This window comes from Sphingopyxis jiangsuensis (assembly GCF_016734905.1).
Taxonomy (GTDB): Bacteria; Pseudomonadota; Alphaproteobacteria; order Sphingomonadales; family Sphingomonadaceae; genus Sphingopyxis; species Sphingopyxis jiangsuensis.
Map to the genome: position 1 here is coordinate 1,266,049 of NZ_JAERPO010000001.1, position 20,028 is coordinate 1,286,076.

The following is a 20,028-nucleotide window of genomic DNA, read 5'->3' on the forward strand; positions in this document are numbered from 1 at the left end:
CTTTTCGCGGCGCACCCTTTCACCAATTCGCGTACCACGTCCAGTAGGCTACAACGGCTTGCGCCCTAGATGAGCAATGTTATTGCGACGCAGGTCGTCGCCCCGACGATGAGCGTCAGCGGAATGCCCGCGCGGAAGAAATCGACGAAACGGTAATTGCCCGCCGCATAGACGAGCGTGTTTGTCTGATAGCCGATCGGCGTCGCAAAGCTCGCCGATGCGGCGAACATCACCGCGACGACGAGCGGATAGGGATCGACGCCAAGATCGCGCGCGACGGCGATGGCAAGCGGGGTGACGAGGATCGCAACTGCGTTATTCGTGATGATCTCGGTCAGCATCACCGAAATGACATAGGTGGCGAGCACCAGCCCCCATGGCGGCACGTTGCGGAGCAGCGGCGTGAGTTCGCCCACGACGATCGCGACGCTGCCCGAGTTTTCGAGCGCGAGCCCCACCGCAAGCATCGCGAAAATGAGGACGAGGACGTTGCCGTCGATCGAATCCCACGCCTCGTCGGCGTCGATACAGCGCGTAACGAGGATAAGCCCAACACCGATGATCGCTGCGACGCCGATATCGAGGATGTTGAATGTCGCGAGCAGGACGACGCCGAGCAGCGCACCGATGGCGATCGGGGCCTTGCTGCGCCGAAATTCGCGCTCGTTGGTCGACCCGACACCATAGAGATGCGGATTGCCATAAAGCTGCCCGACCTGATCGGCGGGGCCGGTGACGAGCACGCGGTCGATCGCCTGGATGCGCGCATTGGGCAGGTCGGGGCCCGGGGTCTTGCGAAAGCGGGCAATGCCGAGCACGCGCACCTTGAGCGCCGACAGAAACGGAATTTCGACAAGGCGCCGCCCGATGGCGGGATGGCTCGGTGCGATCATCGCTTCGACGATCGCCGTGTCGTCCTGGTCGATGTCGTCATGTCCCGCAGTCAGGCCAATCGCGATATTCTTGTTCGCGCGCATCGACAGCAGTTCGGCCAGCTCGAGCCGAAGCACGAGCCGGTCGTCGGCTTCGAGCCGCTCGCTCTCGATCCCGCTCCGGCGCAGCACCGCGCCACGTTTCAGGCCGACGAGCTTGACGGTGGCGCGCTTCACGAACGGCACATCGCTGACCTTGCGCCCGACGAGCGTTCCGCCCTTCAGAATGCGGACCTCTGACAGGAAACTGCGATGGTCCTGGCTCAGCGCGATCTGTTGCGGCGTGTCGTCGGGAAGGAAGTGCCGCGCAATCAGAATCAGCGCGAGCACACCCGCGGCGCCCGCGACAAGTCCGACCGGCGTGATGGTGAAGATACCGAACCGGTCGAGGCCGTTTTCGTCGGCGACGGCGGCGACAAGCAGGTTCGTCGATGTGCCGATCAGCGTCGTCGTCCCGCCGAGGATCGCAACATAGGAGAGCGGTATCAGCAAGCGTTTCGCGCTCAGCCCCAGCGCGCTCGCAAGCTTCATCATGATCGGGATCATGACGACGACGACGGGCGTGTTGTTGAGGAAAGCCGAGGCGAAATAGGCGCCGACGAACATTTCGGCGAGCGCCAGCTTCGGGTGGCGCTGCGCGCGCGCGATAATCCGGTTGGCGATCGCATCGAGCGTCCCGGTACGCAGCAGCGCACCCGACAGGATGAACATTGCGCCGATCGTCACCGGCGCCGAATTGGAAAAGACCGAGAACAGGTCCTTGCCCGACAAAATGCCGAGAAACAGGAAGGTGCAGGTGCCAAGGATCGCGACAACTGCCGCAGGGAAGCGCTCGACGACGAAACCGACGAACATCAGCGCGAGCACGATAAGGCCGATGATCGCCTGATAATCGGCGATGAAGGCCTGCGCCGCCGCGATCATACGCTCAGCCGCATTGCGCCCTGTGGAGCAGCTTGTGGTCGGCGAGGACGAGCGCCATCATCGCCTCGACGACCGGCGCGCCGCGGATGCCGACGCACGGGTCGTGTCGCCCCTTTGTTACGATATCGGTCGCCTCGCCCGCCTTGTTGACCGTCGGCACGGGCGTCAGGATCGAACTCGTTGGCTTGAACGCGACGCGGACGACCACGGGCTGCCCCGTCGAAATGCCCCCGGCTATGCCGCCCGCATTGTTCGACAGGAAATCGGGGCGGTTGCTGCCGTCGGTCGCAGGACGCATCGGGTCGGCATTTTCCTCGCCGCGCAGCCGCGCCGCGTTGAAGCCAGCGCCGATTTCAACGCCCTTCACCGCATTTATCCCCATCATCGCCGCCGCCAGATCGGCGTCGAGCTTGGCATAGACAGGGGCGCCCCACCCGGCAGGCACGTCGCTGGCCGCGCATTCGATGACCGCGCCTAGCGAGCTTCCGGCCTTGCGCGCTGCGTCCATCAGCCCTTCCCACCGCTGAGCCGCCGCGGGATCGGGGCAGAAGAAGGGGTTGCGGTCGATCTCCTCAAGATCGAAATTGGCGGGATCGATCGCATCGCCCCCGATTTCGGCAACCCACGCATGGATCTGAACTTCGGGGATGACGAGCCGCGCCACCGCGCCCGCCGCCACCCGCGCTGCGGTCTCGCGCGCGCTCGACCGGCCGCCGCCGCGATAGTCGCGGATGCCGTATTTGGCGTCATAGGCATAATCGGCGTGGCCGGGGCGATAGGCTTGCGCGATCTCGCCATAATCCTTCGACCGCTGGTCGACATTCTCGATCATCAGGCTGATCGGCGTGCCCGTCGTCTTGCCCTCGAACACCCCCGACAGGATGCGCACCTGATCGGGTTCCTTGCGCTGCGTGGTATGGCGCGACTGGCCCGGGCGGCGCTTGTCGAGAAAAGGCTGGATATCCGCCTCCGACAGCGACAGGCGCGACGGGCAACCGTCGACGACCGCACCGAGCGCGGGGCCATGGCTTTCCCCCCAGGTCGTGAAGCGAAGAACGCGCCCGAAGCTGTTGAAACTCATCGTCCCCTATCCCAGTCGGCCGAATGCTGGCGCATAGTCCGCCCGGCCGCCTTGCGGCCATTCGGCGTTCGAGTCCAGCATCATCGCCATGAAATGCGGCCCTGAAAACGGGGACGCGAAGCGATCGGCAAGATCGATGGAATAGCCAAAGCGCCGGTAATAGTCGACGTGCCCCAGCACGAAACTCATCGCAATGCCTTGCTGACGAAGCGCATCGAGCCCGGCGTTGATGAGCGCTGCGCCGATGCCTTCACCCTGCCGAGCGCGAACCACCGACACGGGCGCAAGCCCCGCTGCCGACAGCGCGGCGCCGTCCGCCTCGACATCCATCCGACTGAACAGCACATGTCCGACCAGCGCACTACCGCTTTCGGCGACGAGCGAGACGAGTGCGTCGCCATCGTCACTCAGCATCCGTACCAGCTCAGCCTCGCCCTGATGACCGAATTCGGTCTGTGCAAAAGCCGCGCGAACGAGCAGGTCAATATCCTCGGCATCGGTCTTGCTGGCTGACCGTATCAGCAGTTCGTCAGGCAAGCGCGATATCCGGCGCGTCTTCCTGTTTCATGCCGATGGTGTGATAGCCCGCGTCGACATGGTGCGTTTCGCCCGTCACGCCGCTTGCCAGATCGCTCAGCAGATAGAGCGCCGATCCGCCCACATCGTCGATCGTAACGTTGCGGCGCAGCGGCGCATTGAACTCGTTCCACTTCAGGATCAGGCGGAAATCGCCGATTCCGCTCGCCGCCAGCGTCTTGATCGGCCCTGCCGAAATTGCGTTCACGCGAACGCCCTGCGGGCCATAATCATTGGCGAGATATTTGACGCTCGTCTCGAGCGCCGATTTGGCGACGCCCATGACATTGTAATGCGGGATGACCTTTTCGGCGCCATAATAGCTGAGCGTCAGCAGCGACCCGCCGCCCTTGCCCGTTTCGGGGTCATAGGGCGTCATCATCGCCGCCGCGCGCTGCGCGACCGCGGTGAAGCTGTACACGCTGATGTTCATCGTCATCAGGAAGTCGTCGAGCGTCACATCGGCATATTTGCCCCGCAGCGCCTCCTTGTTCGTATAGCCGATGGCGTGGACAACGAAGTCGATCGTCGGCCAGCGGTCGGCGAGCGTCGCAAAGGCGGCGTCGAGATTGCTCATGTCGCCAACGTCGCAGTCGATCAGGAAATCGCAGCCGAGCTGGTCGGCGAGCGGCTTGACCCGCTTCAGCATCACTTCGCCCTGATAGCTGATCGCAAGTTCGGCGCCGTGCTCGTGCAGCGCCTTCGCAATGCCCCATGCGAGCGACTTGTCGTTGGCAAGCCCCATGATCAGCCCGCGCTTGCCCTTCATCAGACCCGTCATATATTTTCTCCGGCTTCGGCAATTCTTTCGTCCACGCGCCCAATAGCGTGATGGTCCAAATCCTCAACCTCGACGAGCGCGGCGTTGAGTTCGGCACCGATGACCATACCCAATCCGACGAGGTAGAAAAAGAAAAGCGCGACCATCACTCCGGCAAGGCTGCCATAGGTCGCGTCATAGCGGAGCAGGCCCGCAAGCAGCGGCGGCAGCGCGAGCGTCACGCCGATCCACCACAAGGTCGTAAACAGCGCACCCGGCCATTTGGGACAGTGCTTGAGCCGCCGGTATTTCGACGGGGTCAGCCAATAGAAGAGCATATAGATGGCAAGAAACAGACCGAAGCCCGACACGCCGCGCGAAATCGCAACCGCGCCTGCCGTTTGATAGGCTGCGGGAAGAAAGCGGGCAACGAACTGCTCGATCCCCGAAATCAGCACCTGCAGGCTGAACGACAGCAACATCAAGACGACCGCGCCGGTGATGATGCCGATCGACAGCAAGCGATAATGAAAAAAGCCCTTGGAAAAATGGGTGCCATAGGCACGGCGCAGAATGTCGCGGATCGTTTCGACCAGGCTGCCGACGGTCCAGAGCGCGACGAGCGCGCCGAGCCATAGGAAAAGCCCGGTGCGCGCCGTCATCACCTCGCGGATAGGCCCTGCGAGCGCGCGCGCGACGGTGGGAGGCATCAACGAAAACACCGCTTCGATCGCGGCCTCACCGCCCGCGCTACCACCGATCAGGCTGAGTGCCGCAGCAAGAAGAATGAAGAAGGGGAACAACGCGATCAGCGCCAGATAGGCAAGATTGCCGGCGTGGATAAACCCGTCCGTATAGGTGCCGACGACCACGCGCCGGAGAATCTCGAACACCCGCGTACCGGGGCCGAGCCGCTCGCGGCCGCGCTCGATAATGCCGAGCGAATGGGCGCGGACATGGGTGCGTTTTGCGCGCTCGGCGCGCGCTTCGGGCGAGTGCGGCGAGTGACCCTCGGCGAAAAACTCCCGATCGACCTCTTCGGCAACCTCGCGCTCCAGCGCATCGACCGATTCAGGATTGGGTTTATCGCTCACCGGTCACACGCCGAGGTCGGCCCGCACCGCGCGCTTGTCCGACCATGCATCGACCAGCTTCGCCAGATCGGCGTCGTCGCCCGGCAGATCGACCATCAACCGCACGAGCTGGTCGCCGCGCCCGCCGCCCTTCTGGCTGAATCCCTTTCCTTTCAGCCGCATCACCTTCCCCGACGTCGAGCCTGCGGGGATCGAGAGCATGACCGGGCCGTCGACCGTCGGAACCTTGACCTTTGCGCCTTTCACGGCCTCGGTCAGCGTGACGGGCAGGTCGAGCCGGATATTCGCTCCGTCGCGTTCGAAAAAGGGGTGGTCCTTGACCGTGATGGTGACGATGCCGTCGCCATTGCCGCCGGGTCCCGGTTGCCCCTTGCCCGCCAGGCGCATCTGTGTCCCGGTTTCAACGCCCGCGGGCAGCTTGAGATCAATCGTGCCGCCGTCGGCGAGCGTGATGCGTTGCGGCGCCTGCGTCGCGGCGTCGATGAACGATACCGACAGCCGATAGGCGACATTGGCGCCTTTGGGCGGCGGCGCCTGACGTCCGCCAAAACCGCCGAACGGACCGCCGCCCGCGCGGCCACCGAACAGCCCTTCGAAAATATCGGCGAAGTCGGCGCCATCCCCGCCAAAGCCGCCCTGCGCGCCCCGCGGGTCGCCGCGAAACCCGCCGCCGCCATAGCCGAAGGGCATGGCCGGGTTTCCATCGGCGTCGATTTCACCGCGGTCGAATTGCGCCCTCTTCGTCTTGTCGGAGAGCAGGTCATAGGCCTTGGTCGCGTCCGAGAATTTCTCGGCCGCTTTCGGGTTATCCTTGTTCCGGTCGGGGTGAAGCTCTTTCGCGAGCTTGCGATATGCCGATTTGATCTCCGCGTCGCTTGCGCCCTTTGCGACGCCCAGGGTGGAATAGGGATCTGCCATAAACCTGTCTGTAGCCTGATATGCCGACGGGCGAAAAGGCCCGATTGCCGACCGATGTGGGAAAGCCGCGTCACCCGGTCAAGCGCTTTGCAATATGTGGTTTTCATTCGGCACCGGGTAGCGCACCGACGGCACAGGCTTTCGCTCGACGCGACAGGCGCTCGGCATTATGACCGCGGACATGACGAACGACCCCTTTGACCTGTTCGACGCCTGGTTCGCCGAAGCGGCGGCGAGCGAACCCAATGACGCCAATGCAATGGCGCTCGCGACGACCACCCCCGCAGGGCTTCCATCGCTCCGAATGGTCCTTCTCAAAGGGCATGGCCCCGACGGCTTCATCTTCTACACCAATCTCGACAGCCGAAAGGGCGGCGAACTCGCGGAGAATCCTCATGTCGCGCTGCTCTTTCACTGGAAGTCGCTGCGCCGTCAGATCCGCATCGAAGGCCCGGTCGTGCCCGTCGACGATCGCGTCGCCGACGCCTATTTCGCGACCCGCAGCCGCGACAGCCAGCTTGGCGCCTGGGCGAGCGACCAGTCGCGTCCGCTCGACCGGCGCGAGACGTTCGAGGCGCGTTTCGTCGACATGCAGCGGCGCTTCGAAGGGCAGGACGTCCCGCGCCCGCCGCGCTGGTCGGGTTGGCGCGTCGTGCCCGACCGCATCGAATTCTGGCAGGACCGCGCGCACCGGCTGCACGAGCGCACGCTGTTCGAACGCGACGGCGATGCCTGGACGAAGGGAATGCTCTATCCATGAGCTGGCGCCGTTTTCCGATCACCCGCGTCGACGCATTTGCCGACCGGCCCTTCGCAGGAAATCCCGCGGCGGTGATGCCACTCGACGACTGGCTCGACGATGCGACATTGCTCGCGATGGCTGCCGAGAACAATCTGTCCGAAACTGCCTTCCTGGTCCCCGACGACAGCGACGACGCCGATTATGAGCTGCGCTGGTTCACGCCGGGGCTGGAGATTGCTCTGTGCGGGCACGCGACGCTCGCCAGCGGGCACGTGCTGCTCACCGCGGCACCCTATCGCGACAAGATGCTGTTCCGCACGCGCAAGGCCGGCGTGCTGACGGTCGCGCGCGATGGCGAAGATGGCTATCGCATGGCGCTCCCCGCCTTTCCGCCGGAACCCAAGCCACTCGCCGGGATTGCGGCTGCGGTCGGCGGAACGCCGGTCGAGACGCTGTGGCACGATGGGCGCTATGCCGTGCTTGTCTACGCGACTGCCGCCGAAGTGCGCGGGCTCGCCCCCGACATGGCGGCGCTCCGCGCGATCGGCGACGTGCAGGCCATTGCGACCGCGCCCGGATCGGGCGATGCGGCAGGAAGCGACATCGTCAGCCGGGTTTTCGTCCCCGGAGCGGGGGTCGACGAAGACCCGGTGACGGGCTCGGCGCATTGCGTGTTGACGCCCTATTGGACGAAGCGGCTCGGCCGCGACCGTTTCACGGCCTTTCAGGCGAGCGCACGCGGCGGCCATCTCGGCTGCCGCCTCGACGGCGACCGTGTCGAGCTGTCGGGTCGTTGCGTCACGACGCTGACCGGCGAATTCCTGCTATAGCGCTGCCTGCAGGTCGGCAAGACGCTGGCGCAACGCCGGAAACTGATCCTCTTTGGTGACGCCCAACCGCACGATCGTCACCCGCTGCGACGGCGAGACGATGATATATTGGCCCTGATGGCCGATGCACGCGAACAGGTCGTTCGGCCCGCGCTCGGGCCAAAGCGCCGCGCGCGCGCCCGGCGGACGCCGCCGGTTGAGCCAGATATGCCCGCCATAGCCCGCATCGTTCGGCGAAGGCGACAGCATGAAGCGCATCCAGCTTTCGGGCAGCAATCGCTGGCCGCCCGCGACGCCCCGGTTGCGCAGGAACTCTCCGAAACGCGCATAATCGCGTGCCGTGGCATGCATGATCGAGCCGCCGATCATCGTCCCCTTCGCGTCGAATTCCGGCGTCAGGCTGGTCATACCGAGCGGCTCGGCCAGTCGCCCGCGGATATATTCGCGCATCGCGTCGCGGCGCGCGGTCGCGCCTTGCGCGGGGGTCAGCGTGTCGGCCAATATGTCAGACAGGATGACACTGGTCGCCGAACTATAGTTGAACCGCTCGCCGGGCTGCGCGGCCGCGGGCTTCGCTTCGGCAAAACCCGCCATGTCGGCGGCTCCTGCGCCGAACAGCATTTCGACGGTGTCGCCCTCCCAGATCGGATCGCCATTTTCGACATGCTCGATCCCCGACGACATATGGAGTAGATGGCGCAGCGTGATGGCGCCGCGCGGATCGCCGCTGCGCTGCCACGCGGTGACCGGGGCGGGACCGTCGAGCGCGAGCTGCCCGTCGGCGACCATGAACCCCGCGAGCACCGCGGTAATGCTCTTGGCCATCGACCAGCTGATAAGCTTCGTGTCGGGCCCGAATCCCGCGGCATAACGTTCGTAAACGAGATCGCCATCGCGCAGCACAAGAAGCGCGCGCGTCTGCCCGACCGCTTCGCTTTCCGAGAACAGCGCTTCGGCCTTCGTACGAATATCCGCGGGAAGCGCGGGGAGCGGCTGTGGGTCGTCGGCAGCCGCAGCGGGGTCGAGCGATGCACCGAGCTTCGGGACCGGCGCCGCGGGCGCCATTGTGCCCGGCGCGGCCGCGAGCGACAAGGTCCAGCTGCCCAGAAGCACCAGCGCGGCACTTGCCACCAAGGCTTTTTTGGTCATCATGCCCGACCGTGACTAACACCAACCCGCCCCCATCGGCAACGCCCGAGCCCGTACCGCCGCCTCCGTCGTCTGTATCCCGGTCCGACACCCCCGCAACCGGAAGGGACCGGGCGCGCAAGCCCGGACGCTGGGGCGGGTGCCTTCCGTGGGCGATCCTCATCGGCGTCATACTTGCGGGCTGGCTGGTCTGGAAATTTCCGTCGTTCAAGGCACAGGCCGAGCTCGGTTCGGCCTATGCCGCGCGCGTCGGTTGCTCGTGCCGCTACGTCCAGGGCCGCAGCCTCGAAAGCTGCCAGAGCGACTTCGAACCCGGCATGGAGATGGTGTCGCTGAGCGAGGATCCCGACACGCGCACCATCACCGGCAGCGTCCCCCTCCTCGCCTCGCGCAGCGCGCGCTATGCGGGGGCAAGCGGCTGCCTGCTCGACCCCGCCGATTAGGGTCAGGACCTCAGGAAACCAGAAAGGCGTCCATCGCGGCATTGACCGCGTCGGGCGCCTCCCACGGCACGAAATGGCCGCAGTCGGGGACGCGGACAATCGTCGCGTTGGGAACAAATTCGTCGATGCCCTCGAGGTTGCATGGCGGCAGGGCCGTATCGTCCAGCGCCCAGATCACGAGCGTCGGAATGGTCAGCGTCGGAAACGGCGACGACGGCGGTTCGGCATAGGGATCGTCCATTGCAGGCACCGCCAGCGGCGACGCGCGGTACCAATTGAGCATCGCGCGGCAGGCGTCGCGATCTTCCCAGTCGGCGAGCAGACGGTCGATCTCGTCGGCGGGCTGCAATCCGCCACTCGGCGTCCGCCCCTCGAACGCCAGCCCCAATATCCCTGCAATCCCCTTTTCCTCGACCAGCCCGTCGTTCGCGGCGTCGCGGAAGGTGCGGATATATTGGCTGGCAGCGCGCTGCTCGGCATTGGTCGCGAGCAGGCGCTGGAAAATGCCGGGGTGCGGCGCGTTGGCAATCACCGCACGCGTCACGCGCCCGGCCCATTGGGGATGCAGTCCGCCCGGCTGGCCGCCGAGTGCGACACCCCACGCAATCGCCCCGCCCCAATCATGACCGACAACGGTGAACTCATCGACCTCGAGCGCGTCGGCGAGCGCGAATATGTCGGCGATCAACTTGTCGGGGGTATAGGCCTCGACCGCCTGCGGCTTCGACGAGCCGCGATAGCCGCGCTGGTCGGGCGCGATGCAGCGAAAGCGAGTCGCGAAATGCGGAAGCTGGTGGCGCCACGTGCGGTGCGATTCGGGAAAGCCGTGGAGGAAGATCAACACCGGCGCGTCGCGCGGCCCCATATCGACCGTGTCGAGTTCGACTCCGGTTGCAAGTTTCACCCGCCGCTGTTCGAAATCGCCGACCATCGCCCGCTCCCTTTGGTTTCGTTTCGCAACCAATGTGGCGAGGATCAGAGCGGCTGGCAAGCCGCGACAATGGATGGGGTGCGAGGTTATGGGGCCGGGAGCGACGGCAGGTCCGGATCGGGTGGATCACGGCCGTTTCCCATAGCGGTCGCCGCTAGCTAAGGATAGCTCACCGTCTTTGGCACTTCGGGGATCGGGATGAATTCCTCGCTGTCGCCGGGGACGAGCGGGAAATTGCGGTCCTTCCAGTCGTGTTTCGCCTGCGTGATTCGTTCGCGCGACGAGCTGACGAAGTTCCACCAGACGTGGCGCGGGGTCGTGAACGCCTCGCCGCCGAGCAGCATCACGCGCGCGTCGCTCGCCGCACGCAGCGTCATCGCCTCGCCGGGTTTCAATATATACAGGCTGTGCCTTTCAAGCCGCTCGCCGTCGAGGCTGGCATCGCCGAGCGCCACGAGCACGGCGCGCTCATCCGCCTCGGCTTCAATCGGGATGCTCGCGCCTGCGTTCATCAATATATCGGCATAGATGGTCGAGCTGTGCTGGGTGATCGGCGATGTCGCGCCCCACAGGCTGCCCATGATAACGCGCGCCGAAACGCCATTGTCTTCGACCAAAGGCAGGTCGTCCTTCGCCACATGCTCGAACGCCGGATCAATCTCTTCCTTGCCGTCGGGCAGCGCGAGCCAGGTCTGCATTCCCGAGATCGGCGATCCCGTGGCGCGCGCGGCCGAAGGCGTGCGCTCCGAATGAACGATACCGCGGCCAGCGGTCATCAGATTGCACGCCCCTGGCCGGATCGTCGCATAGGTGCCAAGGCTGTCGCGATGATCGATCGCGCCTTCGAAGAGATAGGTGACGGTGGCGAGGTTGATGTGCGGGTGCGGGCGCACGTCCATCCCCTTGCCGATGTCGAAATGCGCCGGGCCGAATTGATCGACGAAGATGAAGGGGCCGACCATCGTGCGCGCCTTGTCCGGCAGGGTGCGGCGCACCTCGAAAGCGCCGATGTCGTGCGTCGAGGGCGTAATCACCGTAACCATCAGCCAAGCCTTTCGAGGGTCGCTCGCGTCTTGTCGGTTTCGACATTGCCGGTGTTGAGCACCGTGTTGGGCTCGAGAAGCAGGACATGGCATTCGCCGTCCAGTGCCTCGGGGCAATGTTCCACGCCGTGCGGAATGATGATGAATTCGCCTGCTTCGACGATCACATCGCCGGTGCGCAGCCCCATCTTCATCCGCCCTGCGACGACGAGGAACAATTCATCCTCGCGCTCATGATGATGCCAGTCGAACTTGCCGTCGAGTTTCACCAGCTTGACCTGGAAATCGTTGATGTCGCCCGCAACGCGCGGATTCCAATGGTCGCCAAAACTCGCAAAGGCGTGCGCCAGATTGACCTTGTCGATCGTCATGATGCCGGCGCCCGAAGGATCTTTTCCATCGCCTTGCCCTTGGCAAGCTCATCAACCAGCTTGTCGAGATAGCGGATCTCGCGCATCAGCGGGTCGTCCACATTCTCGACGCGGACGCCGCAGACGACACCCTTGATCTGGTCGCGCGCGCTGTTCATCGCGGGTGCCTTGTCGAAAAAGCCGCGAAAGTCGGTCGCAGACGCGATCTCCGCGTCGAGTTGCTTCTGGCTGTATCCCGTCAGCCACCGGATGATCTCATCAACCTCGGCCTTTGTCCGCCCCTTGCGTTCGGCCTTGGCGACATAGTGCGGATAGACGCTGGCGAAGCTGGTCGAAAAGATGCGATGCTCCGCCACCCGCTACTCCCCCGGCGCCGTCGCGCGGATCGCGAGCGCGTGGACGCGCTGCCCCGGCAAATCGCCGAGCGCCTTGTTCACCGCGCGCTGGCGCGCGACGCGATTCTGCCCGGCAAAGCCCGCCCATTCGATGCTGAGGCTGAAATGCGACTCGCCCGACCCGTCATCGCCGGCATGGCCATGATGTTGCGCGCTATCATTGCTGAGCACGAAATTGGCGTCGGGAAAAGCTGCGCGTAGCAGGCTTTCCATTTCTGTTTGCACGGGGCCCTTGGTCGTCATGGGGTTGACCATAGCCGCCGCGTCGCCAAATTATAAGGCCTCCCAAGACTCCCGAAAGCCTGGTTTGCCTCCTTCTGCCCGCCCCAATCGATTCCACGGTCGCATTCCCCGCGAAGCGCCCTGCGCCGTTCCCGGCTGCGGCGAGGCCGGCGAATTTCGTGCCCCGGCCACGGCGCATCGCTCGCCCGACGGGCCGCCGCCCTACCGCTGGCTGTGCCTTGACCATGTGCGCGAATTCAATGCGGGCTATAATTTCTTTGACGGGATGAGCGCCGACCAGATTCTGGCCGCGCAGTCGCCGACGTCGGGCTGGGAAACCGAAAGCCGCGCCTTTCGCGCAGCGGGGAGCGCGGACCTGCCGCCGCGCTGGGCCGATTTCAAGGATCCGATGGACGCGCTCGGCGCGCGCTTTCGCCAGCGGATGGACGAGGCGCGGCGCGAGGCCGCCGACCCGCGCTTCACGCGCGACGAGCATCGCGCGCTCCAGACGATGGGGCTTGCGGCCGATGCCGACCGCACCGCGTTGCGCCGCCGCTACGGCGAACTGGTCCGCAAATATCACCCCGACCGCAACGGTGGCGACCGCAGTTACGAAACGCGGCTTGGCGCGGTGGTCGAGGCCTATCAACTGCTCCGCAAATCGCGCGCCTTCGCCTGACGTGTCGACGACAAAAGGCGTTGCAAGCCGCAACCCGTCGCTCTACCGCGCTATGCTTGGCGCCGTCGGCTCCGCCGGCGACTCTCCTCCAATATCAGCTGGGCCTTTGACATGACCGACATTCCGAACAGCCTCCCCGACCATCACGGTTCGACGCTCCTCGCCGCGCCCGATACCGAGGTCGATGCGCGCGAGATGTTCGGGGTCGACATCGACATGAAGGTCCCGGCGTTCAGCGAGGCCGACGAGCGCGTTCCCGACCTCGACCCGGCCTATGTCTTCGACGGCGACACCACCCTCGCGATCCTCGCGGGCTTCAAGTTCAACCGTCGCGTGATGGTGCAGGGCTATCACGGCACGGGCAAATCGACGCATATCGAACAGGTTGCCGCGCGGCTCAAATGGCCGTGCATCCGTGTCAACCTCGACGCGCATATCAGCCGCATCGACCTTGTCGGCCGCGACGCGATCGTGCTGCGCGACGGACAGCAGGTCACCGAGTTCCGCGAAGGCCTGCTCCCCTGGGCGCTGCAGACGCCGACCGCGCTCGTCTTTGACGAATATGACGCGGGACGCCCCGACGTGATGTTCGTGATCCAGCGCGTGCTCGAGGCCGAGGGCAAGCTGACGCTGCTCGACCAGAACCGCGTCATCCGCCCGAATCCGCATTTCCGTCTTTTCTCGACCGCGAACACCGTCGGACTTGGCGATACGAGCGGGCTGTATCATGGCACGCAACAGATCAACCAGGGCCAGATGGACCGCTGGAACATCGTCGTCACGCTGAACTATCTGCCCGCCGCAACCGAAAGCGCGATCATTCTGGCGAAGGTTCCTGCCACCGACGAGACGACCGTCGCCAACATGGTCAAGGTCGCCGATCTGACGCGGCAGGGCTTTATCAACGGCGACATCTCGACTGTGATGAGCCCGCGCACCGTGATCAGCTGGGCGCAGAACACCGCGATTTTCAACAATCTCGGCTTTGCCTTCCGCCTGTCCTTCCTCAACAAGTGCGACGAGGCCGAGCGGATGATCGTCGCCGAATATTTCCAGCGCGTGTTCGGCGAGGACCTTCCCGAAGGCGTCGTCGGCAAGTGATTTCGCCGCGCCGCCTCTGGGTGGCGCTCGCGGCGCTCGCGCTCGTCGGTTGCGCGACCGGCGTCGACTACGGACCGGTGCGCCACGCCGACTATGTCGCCGACGCGCGCTGCACGCCGGACCCCGGCGCGCCTGTCGATGACGCTGCGCTGCTGCTCTTCTTTGCGACGAGCCGCCTGCCCGATTGTCGCAGCCCCGACATCGTCCTGCTCTCCCATCGCGGCGACAGGGTGCGCTATGGCCGCTTCGCCGCACCGCGCGATGAGATGCTGGGCGGCAAGCAACGCTTTCGCACGCCCTTCGCCCTGCAGACACCCGACGACTGGTGGCGCGCGCTGCGGGCAGAAACCGACCGCCGGCAGGGCCGCGTCCTGCTTTACGTGCATGGATATCGCGAGAATTTCGAGACGACCACAAAGGATGCCGCGCAGATCAGCCGGATGACGGGGTTCGACGGTCCGGTTGTCGCCTATAGCTGGCCGTCGCAGGGCGACCTGCTCGGCTATGGCGTCGACGAGACGAACATGTATCACGACGTCCGCAATTTCCGCGACTTCCTGAAAGCGCTCGCCGAACAGGACTGGGTCAAGGAAATCGTCGTCGTTTCGCATTCGCTCGGCGCGCGGCTGGTCGTTCCCGCCATCGCCTATGTCGACCGCGTCGCCGCCCGCGAAGACAGCGGCAATATTTCGAACATCATCCTCGCCTCGCCCGACATCGACCGCGAAACGTTCGAGCGCGACGCGCAAGACCTTGTGCTCACTGCGCGACACGTGGCGGCAGGAAGGCGCATCACCGTCTATGTTTCGCATTCCGACAAGGCGCTGGCGGCGTCGCGGACGCTGCACGGCTATCCGCGGCTGGGTTCGCCCTATTGCTTCGACACTTTCGCCGCCGACGAACTCAAGGCCGAGGGGCTACCCGTGCGTTGCTACGCCGCCGCGATGCCGGGGGTCACGATCATCGACACGACCGACGTGTCGCGCGGGGCGACCGGACACAGCAATTTCCTGCGCAGCGCCGTCGCGTGCCGCGACTTCATCGATGTCGTCGCGGGCAAAAACGAACGGTCCGAGCGCGTCGCAACGAAATGGCCGCACGTCTTCCTGCTACGCCCCGATCCGGCGATGCCAAAGGAGATGGATGGAGCCATCTGTCATCGGGTGGGCAACGGCGAAGGCTGACGCCGCGTCAGCCGAAGCCGCACATGATCGCCATATCGGCGAGCCAAACGACCGCACCTTCCCTACGCCACAGCGCCAGACCGGCGACCGCGATCAGCGCAAAGGCGCCGAGCGCGATCCAGTCGTGCCGCGCGATCCTCATGCCGGTTGCAGCCTTTTGACGGGGCTGTCGGCGATCGGCAGGTGCACCAGCCCTGCAAACAGGCCGAGCGCGATCGCAAAGCCCCACGCGATGTCATAGCTTCCCGTTGCGTCGAAGATCAGCCCCGCCATCCACGCGCCGAAGAAGCTGCCGACCTGATGGCTGAGGAAGACGATGCCATAGAGCATCGACAGGTGACGGATGCCGAAAATGCGCCCGACGATGCCGCTGGTGAGCGGGATCGTTCCGAGCCACAGGAAGCCCATCGCGCCCGCGAAAACGAGCGCGCTCGCATGGCTGAGCGGGACGAAAAGGAAGAGCGCGATGACCGCCGAGCGTGCGGTGTAGAGCGCCGACAGCACATATTTCTGCCGCATCATGTCGCCCGCGCGCCCGAAGACATAGGAGCCGAGGATGTTGAACAGCCCGACCAGCGCCAGCACCTGCGCGCCAATCTCGATACCCAGCCCCTTGTCGTCGAGGTAGGATGGCAGGTGCGTTGCGATGAAGGCGATGTGGAAGCCGCAAACGAAAAAGCCGGCGTTGAGCAGCCAGTAACCGCGATGCACCGCCGCCTCGCGCAGCGCCTCGCGCGCGCCTTGTTCCTCGACCGCCAGCGCCCCCGGCGCACCGGCCGCAGCCGGGCGTCCGGCGACGCCGATCGCGAGCAGCCCGCACAAGGCGACAAGCGCCGCCATAATCCACAAGGTCTGCTCATAACCGACACCGCCCAGCAGCGATGACGCGACCGGCACGACGAGGAACTGGCCGAGCGATCCGCCCGCAGTGACGATGCCGAAGGCGGTGCTGCGCTTCTCCGCGCTCACCACGCGCCCGACTGCGCCGAGCACGACGACAAAGGTCGTCGCCGACTGCGCCATGCCGATGAGCAGCCCGAAACTGATATGAAGGCCGAGCGCGTCGGTCGCGAGCGCCGCGCTGACGAGTCCGGCCGCATAGAGCAGCGCCCCGGCGACCACGACGCGTCCCGCGCCGTGCTTGTCGGCGAGCGCGCCGACGAAAGGTTGGACGAGGCCGAAAAGCAGGTTCTGGAGCGCCATCGCGAGCCCGAAGTCGGACCGGCTGATGCCGATCTCGACGCTCATTTGCGGAAGGAACAATCCGAAACTTTGCCGCACGCCCATCGCGAGGGTGACGATGAAGGCCGCGCAGGCGATGACGATCCAGGGTTTTTTCATTGGGGGAGACCTATGGCTGGGGGAAACCATGGAGCGCCGATGCGCCTCGGACGGCGCAAGGTCAAGCGAGCTTAGGGTCAGGACCCATTAATTACGCGTACGAGGTTTGAAGCGATTTTGTTCAGTGCGAGGAGGCAAGACGACGGAATATGTCGATATTTCTAGGCTTGCCGACGAAGCAATGGACAAAATCGGTCAAATCCCGGAGGGACGCCGAAATGGCTTCGATCTCGGGCCCGTGCGGCCTTGCGGGTAGCGATGCTACCCGCTGCACCCGCCCGGACCCGATATCTTCGCCATTTCGACGCCTCGTACGCGCAATTAATGGGTCCTGACCCTAGCTATGGCTTTGCTTAACCCTTCTTTCGTCACCCCCGCACTGATCGGCGATCATACCTCTCAGGCGAGGAACTGGTGCCCCCCGGCGAAAGCCGGGGCCACGCGGCGCGGCGCTGCCCCGGAATGGACCCCGGCTTTCGCCGGGGATCGCTTGCATCACGGATAGGTATAATTTCCGACTTGATCCGGGGTGACGGTCTCAATGCAAGCCCTCATCCTCTTCCTTCCCTTACCAAAGCCGGTTAGAGCCGACTCGTCATGACCGCCCACTCTCCCCTCGACGATCTGAAGGCCGCGCTGTCGAGTGTCGCGCGCGCAGTGACGCGCGATGCCGAGGTCGAGGTCGGCTTTACCGCCGACGCCCCCGCGCAGATCGGCAAGGCGATTCGCGTCCCCACCCCGTCGCGCACCCTGCCGCGCGACCAGGTGGCCGAGGCGCGCGGCTTTGCCGACAGCTATGCGCTGCGGATGAAGCATCACAGCGAAAAGCTCCACGCCGCCGCGCGCCCGGCCGAGCCCATCGCCGCCGCCGCGTTCGACGCGATGGAGCGCGCGCGGATCGAGGCGCTCGGCGCCCGCAACATGGAAGGTATGCGCGCCAATCTGTCGGCGAGCCTCGCGATGCGGATGCGGAGCGACCCGATCAGCCGCGCGCAAAGCCGTGACGATGTGCCGATGTCGAGCGCGCTCGAACTGCTGCTGCGCGAAGCGCTGACCGGCGATCATGCCCCGCAGGGGACCGAAACCGGCCTGTCGCTCGTGCGCGAATGGATCACCAAGGACGCGGGCGGCGACCTGACCGCGCTGTCGATGCTGCTCGACGACCAGGCCGCCTTTGCCGAAACCGCGAAGATTGCGCTGCGCAACCTCGACCTCATCCACGGCGACGAGCCGCTCGAAGAGGGAGCCGAGGACGGCGGCGAGGACGACGAGACCGAGGCCGAGGAAAGCGCCGAGGAGCAGGAAAGCGAGGACGGCGGCAGCGGCGAGAGCCAGGTCGACGCGCGCGCCGAAATGGCGGGCGATCAGGCCGACGACGGCGACAGCGACCCCGACGCGCAGGAGATGGAAGCCGACGGCGAGCCCGAAATGGGCGGCGAAGGCGACGAGGGCATGCTCCCCGTCCGCCCCAACCGCCTGCCGACCGACGTTCCCGATTTCAACTATCTGCGCTTCACCGAAAAGCATGACGAGATCGTCGCCGCGACCGAACTTTGCGACGCCGACGAACTCACCCGCCTGCGCGCCTATCTTGACCAGCAGATGACGCATCTGCAGGGCGCGGTGACCAAGCTCGCCAACCGGCTCCAGCGCCGCCTGATGGCGCAGCAGAACCGCGCGTGGGACTTCGACCAGGAGGAAGGCCAGCTCGACGCCGCGCGGCTCGCACGCGTCATCGTGTCGCCCGGCCATTCGCTGTCATACAAGATCGAGCGCGACACCGACTTTCGCGACACCGTCGTCTCGCTTCTCATCGACAATTCGGGATCGATGCGCGGGCGCCCGATCAGCATCGCGGCGATCAGCGCCGACATCCTCGCGCGCACGCTCGAACGCTGCGGCGTGAAGACCGAAATCCTCGGCTTCACGACGCGGACATGGAAGGGCGGGCAGAGCCGCGAGGACTGGCTCGCCGCCGGCCGACCGCTGCACCCCGGCCGCCTCAACGACCTCAGGCACATCATCTACAAGCCCGCCGATGAACCCTATCGCCGCGCGCGCAAGTCGCTCGGGCTGATGATGCGCGAAGGGCTTCTCAAGGAGAATATCGACGGCGAGGCGCTGATGTGGGCGCACAGCCGGATCGTCAACCGCCCCGAGGAACGCCGTATCATGATGGTGATTTCCGACGGCGCGCCGGTCGACGACAGCACGCTGTCGGTCAACCACGGCGCCTATCTCGACCAGCATCTGCGGCAGGTGATCGAGTGGATCGAAAAGAAATCGCCGGTGGAGCTTTGCGCGATCGGCATCGGTCACGACGTCACCCGCTATTACAGCCGCGCGGTGACGATCATGGACGCCGAGCAATTGGGCGGCACGATGGTCGAGCAGTTGGCGGGGTTGTTCGATATTGATTGAGCGGGCTAACCGTTGGGCGAATTATTGGAACTGTGTTGCATTGTCTAACCAATGTATTTGGAGGCTCAATAAGTCGCGAGGAATCCCCTGTTTTAAATTACAGCGACAACTCACTTAACCCCTGAATTCGATACCGGATTTCGAAACAAGGCAAATCGCTTCCCCTACGCCGTCATGGCTCAGGCCGCGATCAGCCGCTTCACGACGAGGTCGGCTTCATGCTCTCTCGCCTTGGCGAGTTCATAGCGCGAATGCATCCGCAGCAGCGTCTCGGCCTTCACGCCGAACGCCTTCTCAAAGCGGATGGCCATATCGGCGGTCAGCGCCGCGCGGCCATTGAGCACGGCGCTCACCGACTGGCGGCTGACGCCGAACGCCTCCGCCAGGTCATTGATCGATACGCCATGCGCTTCGACGATCTCGGTCTTCAGCCACTCGCCGGCGTGGATCGCGAAAGAGGGGTGAACCTTGATAGCCATCAGTGATAATCCTCCAAATCCAGGTCGATAATCGCCCCCTGGTCGTTGATCGAGAATGTCATCCGCCAATTGCGCGTGACGGTCATCGCCCATGTCCCGGCCCGGTCTCCCGTCAGGGGATGCAGGCCATAGTTGGGCGGCGTTCCAAGTTCGTCGATCGTCTCTGCCGCGATGATGAAGTTCATCATCCTGGAGAGACGGTCGATCAGATCACCCGGCAGGCCCTTCGGCTTGCCCGTCTCGACGAACCGCCGCAGCGCTTTATGGCTGATGCTCTCGATCTCCACGAGTGGAAAGTATCACTTTACATGCAACATGTCAAGCGTGGCTTTACATGGATGTGAGTTACGGAATTAAGGCCTCAGCTTGCTCAACCCCCAAACTCGCCCCCACCGCCTGCCTCTGCGCGAAC

23 protein-coding genes are annotated in these 20,028 nt (G+C 64.8%); 7 read left to right on the forward strand and 16 right to left on the reverse strand.

Annotated elements, in window-relative coordinates; all coding sequences use genetic code 11:
* Positions 1-65: 65 nt before the first annotated feature.
* The 6 genes from JI743_RS06160 to JI743_RS06185 are packed head-to-tail and all read right to left on the reverse strand — an operon-like array spanning position 66 to position 6,285.
* Positions 66-1,856: an SLC13 family permease gene (locus JI743_RS06160; RefSeq protein ID WP_201926923.1), complete on the reverse strand. Its 1,791-nt coding sequence runs from the start codon at positions 1,854-1,856 to the stop codon at positions 66-68.
* A 4-nt stretch (positions 1,857-1,860) separates the two neighbouring features.
* Positions 1,861-2,937, reverse strand: a complete 1,077-nt coding sequence (gene aroC, locus JI743_RS06165) for a chorismate synthase (RefSeq protein ID WP_201926925.1) — start codon at positions 2,935-2,937, stop codon at positions 1,861-1,863.
* A 6-nt stretch (positions 2,938-2,943) separates the two neighbouring features.
* Positions 2,944-3,474 carry a GNAT family N-acetyltransferase gene (locus JI743_RS06170; protein WP_201926927.1) on the reverse strand — a complete coding sequence of 177 codons (531 nt, stop codon included), beginning with the start codon at positions 3,472-3,474 and terminating at the stop codon, positions 2,944-2,946.
* The gene (fabI, locus tag JI743_RS06175; RefSeq protein ID WP_201926929.1) at positions 3,467-4,294 is read right to left on the reverse strand and encodes an enoyl-ACP reductase FabI; all 828 of its coding nucleotides are present in this window, start codon (positions 4,292-4,294) and stop codon (positions 3,467-3,469) included. Before fabI ends, JI743_RS06170 begins: the two co-directional genes overlap by 8 nt.
* The gene (locus tag JI743_RS06180; protein WP_201926931.1) at positions 4,291-5,367 is read right to left on the reverse strand and encodes a YihY/virulence factor BrkB family protein; all 1,077 of its coding nucleotides are present in this window, start codon (positions 5,365-5,367) and stop codon (positions 4,291-4,293) included. Before JI743_RS06180 ends, fabI begins: the two co-directional genes overlap by 4 nt.
* A 3-nt stretch (positions 5,368-5,370) precedes the next feature.
* Entirely contained in the window at positions 5,371-6,285 is a 915-nt protein-coding gene (locus JI743_RS06185) for a DnaJ C-terminal domain-containing protein (protein WP_201926933.1), read from the reverse strand.
* A gap of 181 nt (positions 6,286-6,466) precedes the next feature.
* Here JI743_RS06185 and pdxH point away from each other — a divergent pair, with 181 nt between their 5' ends.
* Both pdxH and JI743_RS06195 read left to right on the forward strand, forming a co-directional pair.
* Complete coding sequence (gene pdxH / locus JI743_RS06190) at positions 6,467-7,045, forward strand: pyridoxamine 5'-phosphate oxidase (protein ID WP_227339934.1); 579 nt, start codon at positions 6,467-6,469, stop codon at positions 7,043-7,045.
* Positions 7,042-7,857, forward strand: coding sequence for a PhzF family phenazine biosynthesis protein (locus JI743_RS06195; protein ID WP_201926938.1), 816 nt, complete (start codon positions 7,042-7,044; stop codon positions 7,855-7,857). The genes pdxH and JI743_RS06195 overlap by 4 nt, the downstream gene beginning before the upstream one ends.
* Here JI743_RS06195 and JI743_RS06200 read toward each other — a convergent pair.
* On the reverse strand, positions 7,852-9,009 hold the full coding sequence (locus tag JI743_RS06200; RefSeq protein WP_201926940.1) for a serine hydrolase domain-containing protein: 1,158 nt from the start codon (positions 9,007-9,009) through the stop codon (positions 7,852-7,854). The genes JI743_RS06195 and JI743_RS06200 overlap by 6 nt on opposite strands.
* An 8-nt stretch (positions 9,010-9,017) precedes the next feature.
* Here JI743_RS06200 and JI743_RS06205 point away from each other — a divergent pair, with 8 nt between their 5' ends.
* Complete coding sequence (locus tag JI743_RS06205; RefSeq protein WP_201926942.1) at positions 9,018-9,449, forward strand: hypothetical protein; 432 nt, start codon at positions 9,018-9,020, stop codon at positions 9,447-9,449.
* A gap of 10 nt (positions 9,450-9,459) precedes the next feature.
* Here JI743_RS06205 and JI743_RS06210 read toward each other — a convergent pair whose 3' ends face one another.
* The 5 genes from JI743_RS06210 to JI743_RS06230 all read right to left on the reverse strand — a co-directional run bounded on the left by JI743_RS06210 (position 9,460) and on the right by JI743_RS06230 (position 12,432).
* Positions 9,460-10,380, reverse strand: a complete 921-nt coding sequence (locus JI743_RS06210) for an alpha/beta fold hydrolase (protein WP_201926944.1) — start codon at positions 10,378-10,380, stop codon at positions 9,460-9,462.
* A gap of 158 nt (positions 10,381-10,538) precedes the next feature.
* Positions 10,539-11,423 (reverse strand): pirin family protein, encoded by an 885-nt coding sequence (locus JI743_RS06215; RefSeq protein WP_201926946.1) that lies wholly within the window; start codon positions 11,421-11,423, stop codon positions 10,539-10,541.
* Positions 11,423-11,794: a cupin domain-containing protein gene (locus JI743_RS06220; RefSeq protein WP_201926948.1), complete on the reverse strand. Its 372-nt coding sequence runs from the start codon at positions 11,792-11,794 to the stop codon at positions 11,423-11,425. Before JI743_RS06220 ends, JI743_RS06215 begins: the two co-directional genes overlap by 1 nt.
* Positions 11,791-12,150, reverse strand: coding sequence for a DUF2200 domain-containing protein (locus JI743_RS06225; protein ID WP_201926950.1), 360 nt, complete (start codon positions 12,148-12,150; stop codon positions 11,791-11,793). Before JI743_RS06225 ends, JI743_RS06220 begins: the two co-directional genes overlap by 4 nt.
* Before the next feature lie 3 nt (positions 12,151-12,153).
* Positions 12,154-12,432, reverse strand: coding sequence for a BolA family protein (locus JI743_RS06230; protein WP_390881083.1), 279 nt, complete (start codon positions 12,430-12,432; stop codon positions 12,154-12,156).
* On the opposite strand from JI743_RS06230, the gene JI743_RS06235 reads away from it, so the two are divergent.
* The 3 genes from JI743_RS06235 to JI743_RS06245 all read left to right on the forward strand — a co-directional run bounded on the left by JI743_RS06235 (position 12,431) and on the right by JI743_RS06245 (position 15,375).
* On the forward strand, positions 12,431-13,090 hold the full coding sequence (locus JI743_RS06235) for a J domain-containing protein (protein ID WP_201926954.1): 660 nt from the start codon (positions 12,431-12,433) through the stop codon (positions 13,088-13,090). The two genes, JI743_RS06230 and JI743_RS06235, sit on opposite strands and share 2 nt — an antisense overlap.
* A 111-nt stretch (positions 13,091-13,201) precedes the next feature.
* A complete protein-coding gene (cobS, locus tag JI743_RS06240) occupies positions 13,202-14,191 on the forward strand; it encodes a cobaltochelatase subunit CobS (RefSeq protein ID WP_201926956.1) in 990 nt (329 codons plus the stop codon).
* Positions 14,188-15,375, forward strand: a complete 1,188-nt coding sequence (locus tag JI743_RS06245) for an alpha/beta hydrolase (RefSeq protein ID WP_201926958.1) — start codon at positions 14,188-14,190, stop codon at positions 15,373-15,375. Before cobS ends, JI743_RS06245 begins: the two co-directional genes overlap by 4 nt.
* Positions 15,376-15,382: 7 nt before the next feature.
* On the opposite strand, the gene JI743_RS15285 is transcribed toward JI743_RS06245, so the two are convergent.
* Positions 15,383-15,517: a hypothetical protein gene (locus JI743_RS15285; protein WP_269090301.1), complete on the reverse strand. Its 135-nt coding sequence runs from the start codon at positions 15,515-15,517 to the stop codon at positions 15,383-15,385.
* Positions 15,514-16,716, reverse strand: coding sequence for an MFS transporter (locus tag JI743_RS06250; RefSeq protein WP_201926959.1), 1,203 nt, complete (start codon positions 16,714-16,716; stop codon positions 15,514-15,516). Before JI743_RS06250 ends, JI743_RS15285 begins: the two co-directional genes overlap by 4 nt.
* Positions 16,717-17,313: 597 nt before the next feature.
* Here JI743_RS06250 and cobT point away from each other — a divergent pair.
* On the forward strand, positions 17,314-19,137 hold the full coding sequence (cobT, locus tag JI743_RS06255) for a cobaltochelatase subunit CobT (protein WP_201926961.1): 1,824 nt from the start codon (positions 17,314-17,316) through the stop codon (positions 19,135-19,137).
* A gap of 179 nt (positions 19,138-19,316) precedes the next feature.
* Here the strand turns inward: cobT and JI743_RS06260 are convergent, their stop codons facing one another.
* Both JI743_RS06260 and JI743_RS06265 read right to left on the reverse strand, forming a co-directional pair.
* Entirely contained in the window at positions 19,317-19,616 is a 300-nt protein-coding gene (locus JI743_RS06260) for a HigA family addiction module antitoxin (RefSeq protein ID WP_201926963.1), read from the reverse strand.
* Entirely contained in the window at positions 19,616-19,903 is a 288-nt protein-coding gene (locus tag JI743_RS06265; protein WP_201926965.1) for a type II toxin-antitoxin system RelE/ParE family toxin, read from the reverse strand. Before JI743_RS06265 ends, JI743_RS06260 begins: the two co-directional genes overlap by 1 nt.
* Positions 19,904-20,028: the final 125 nt, after the last annotated feature.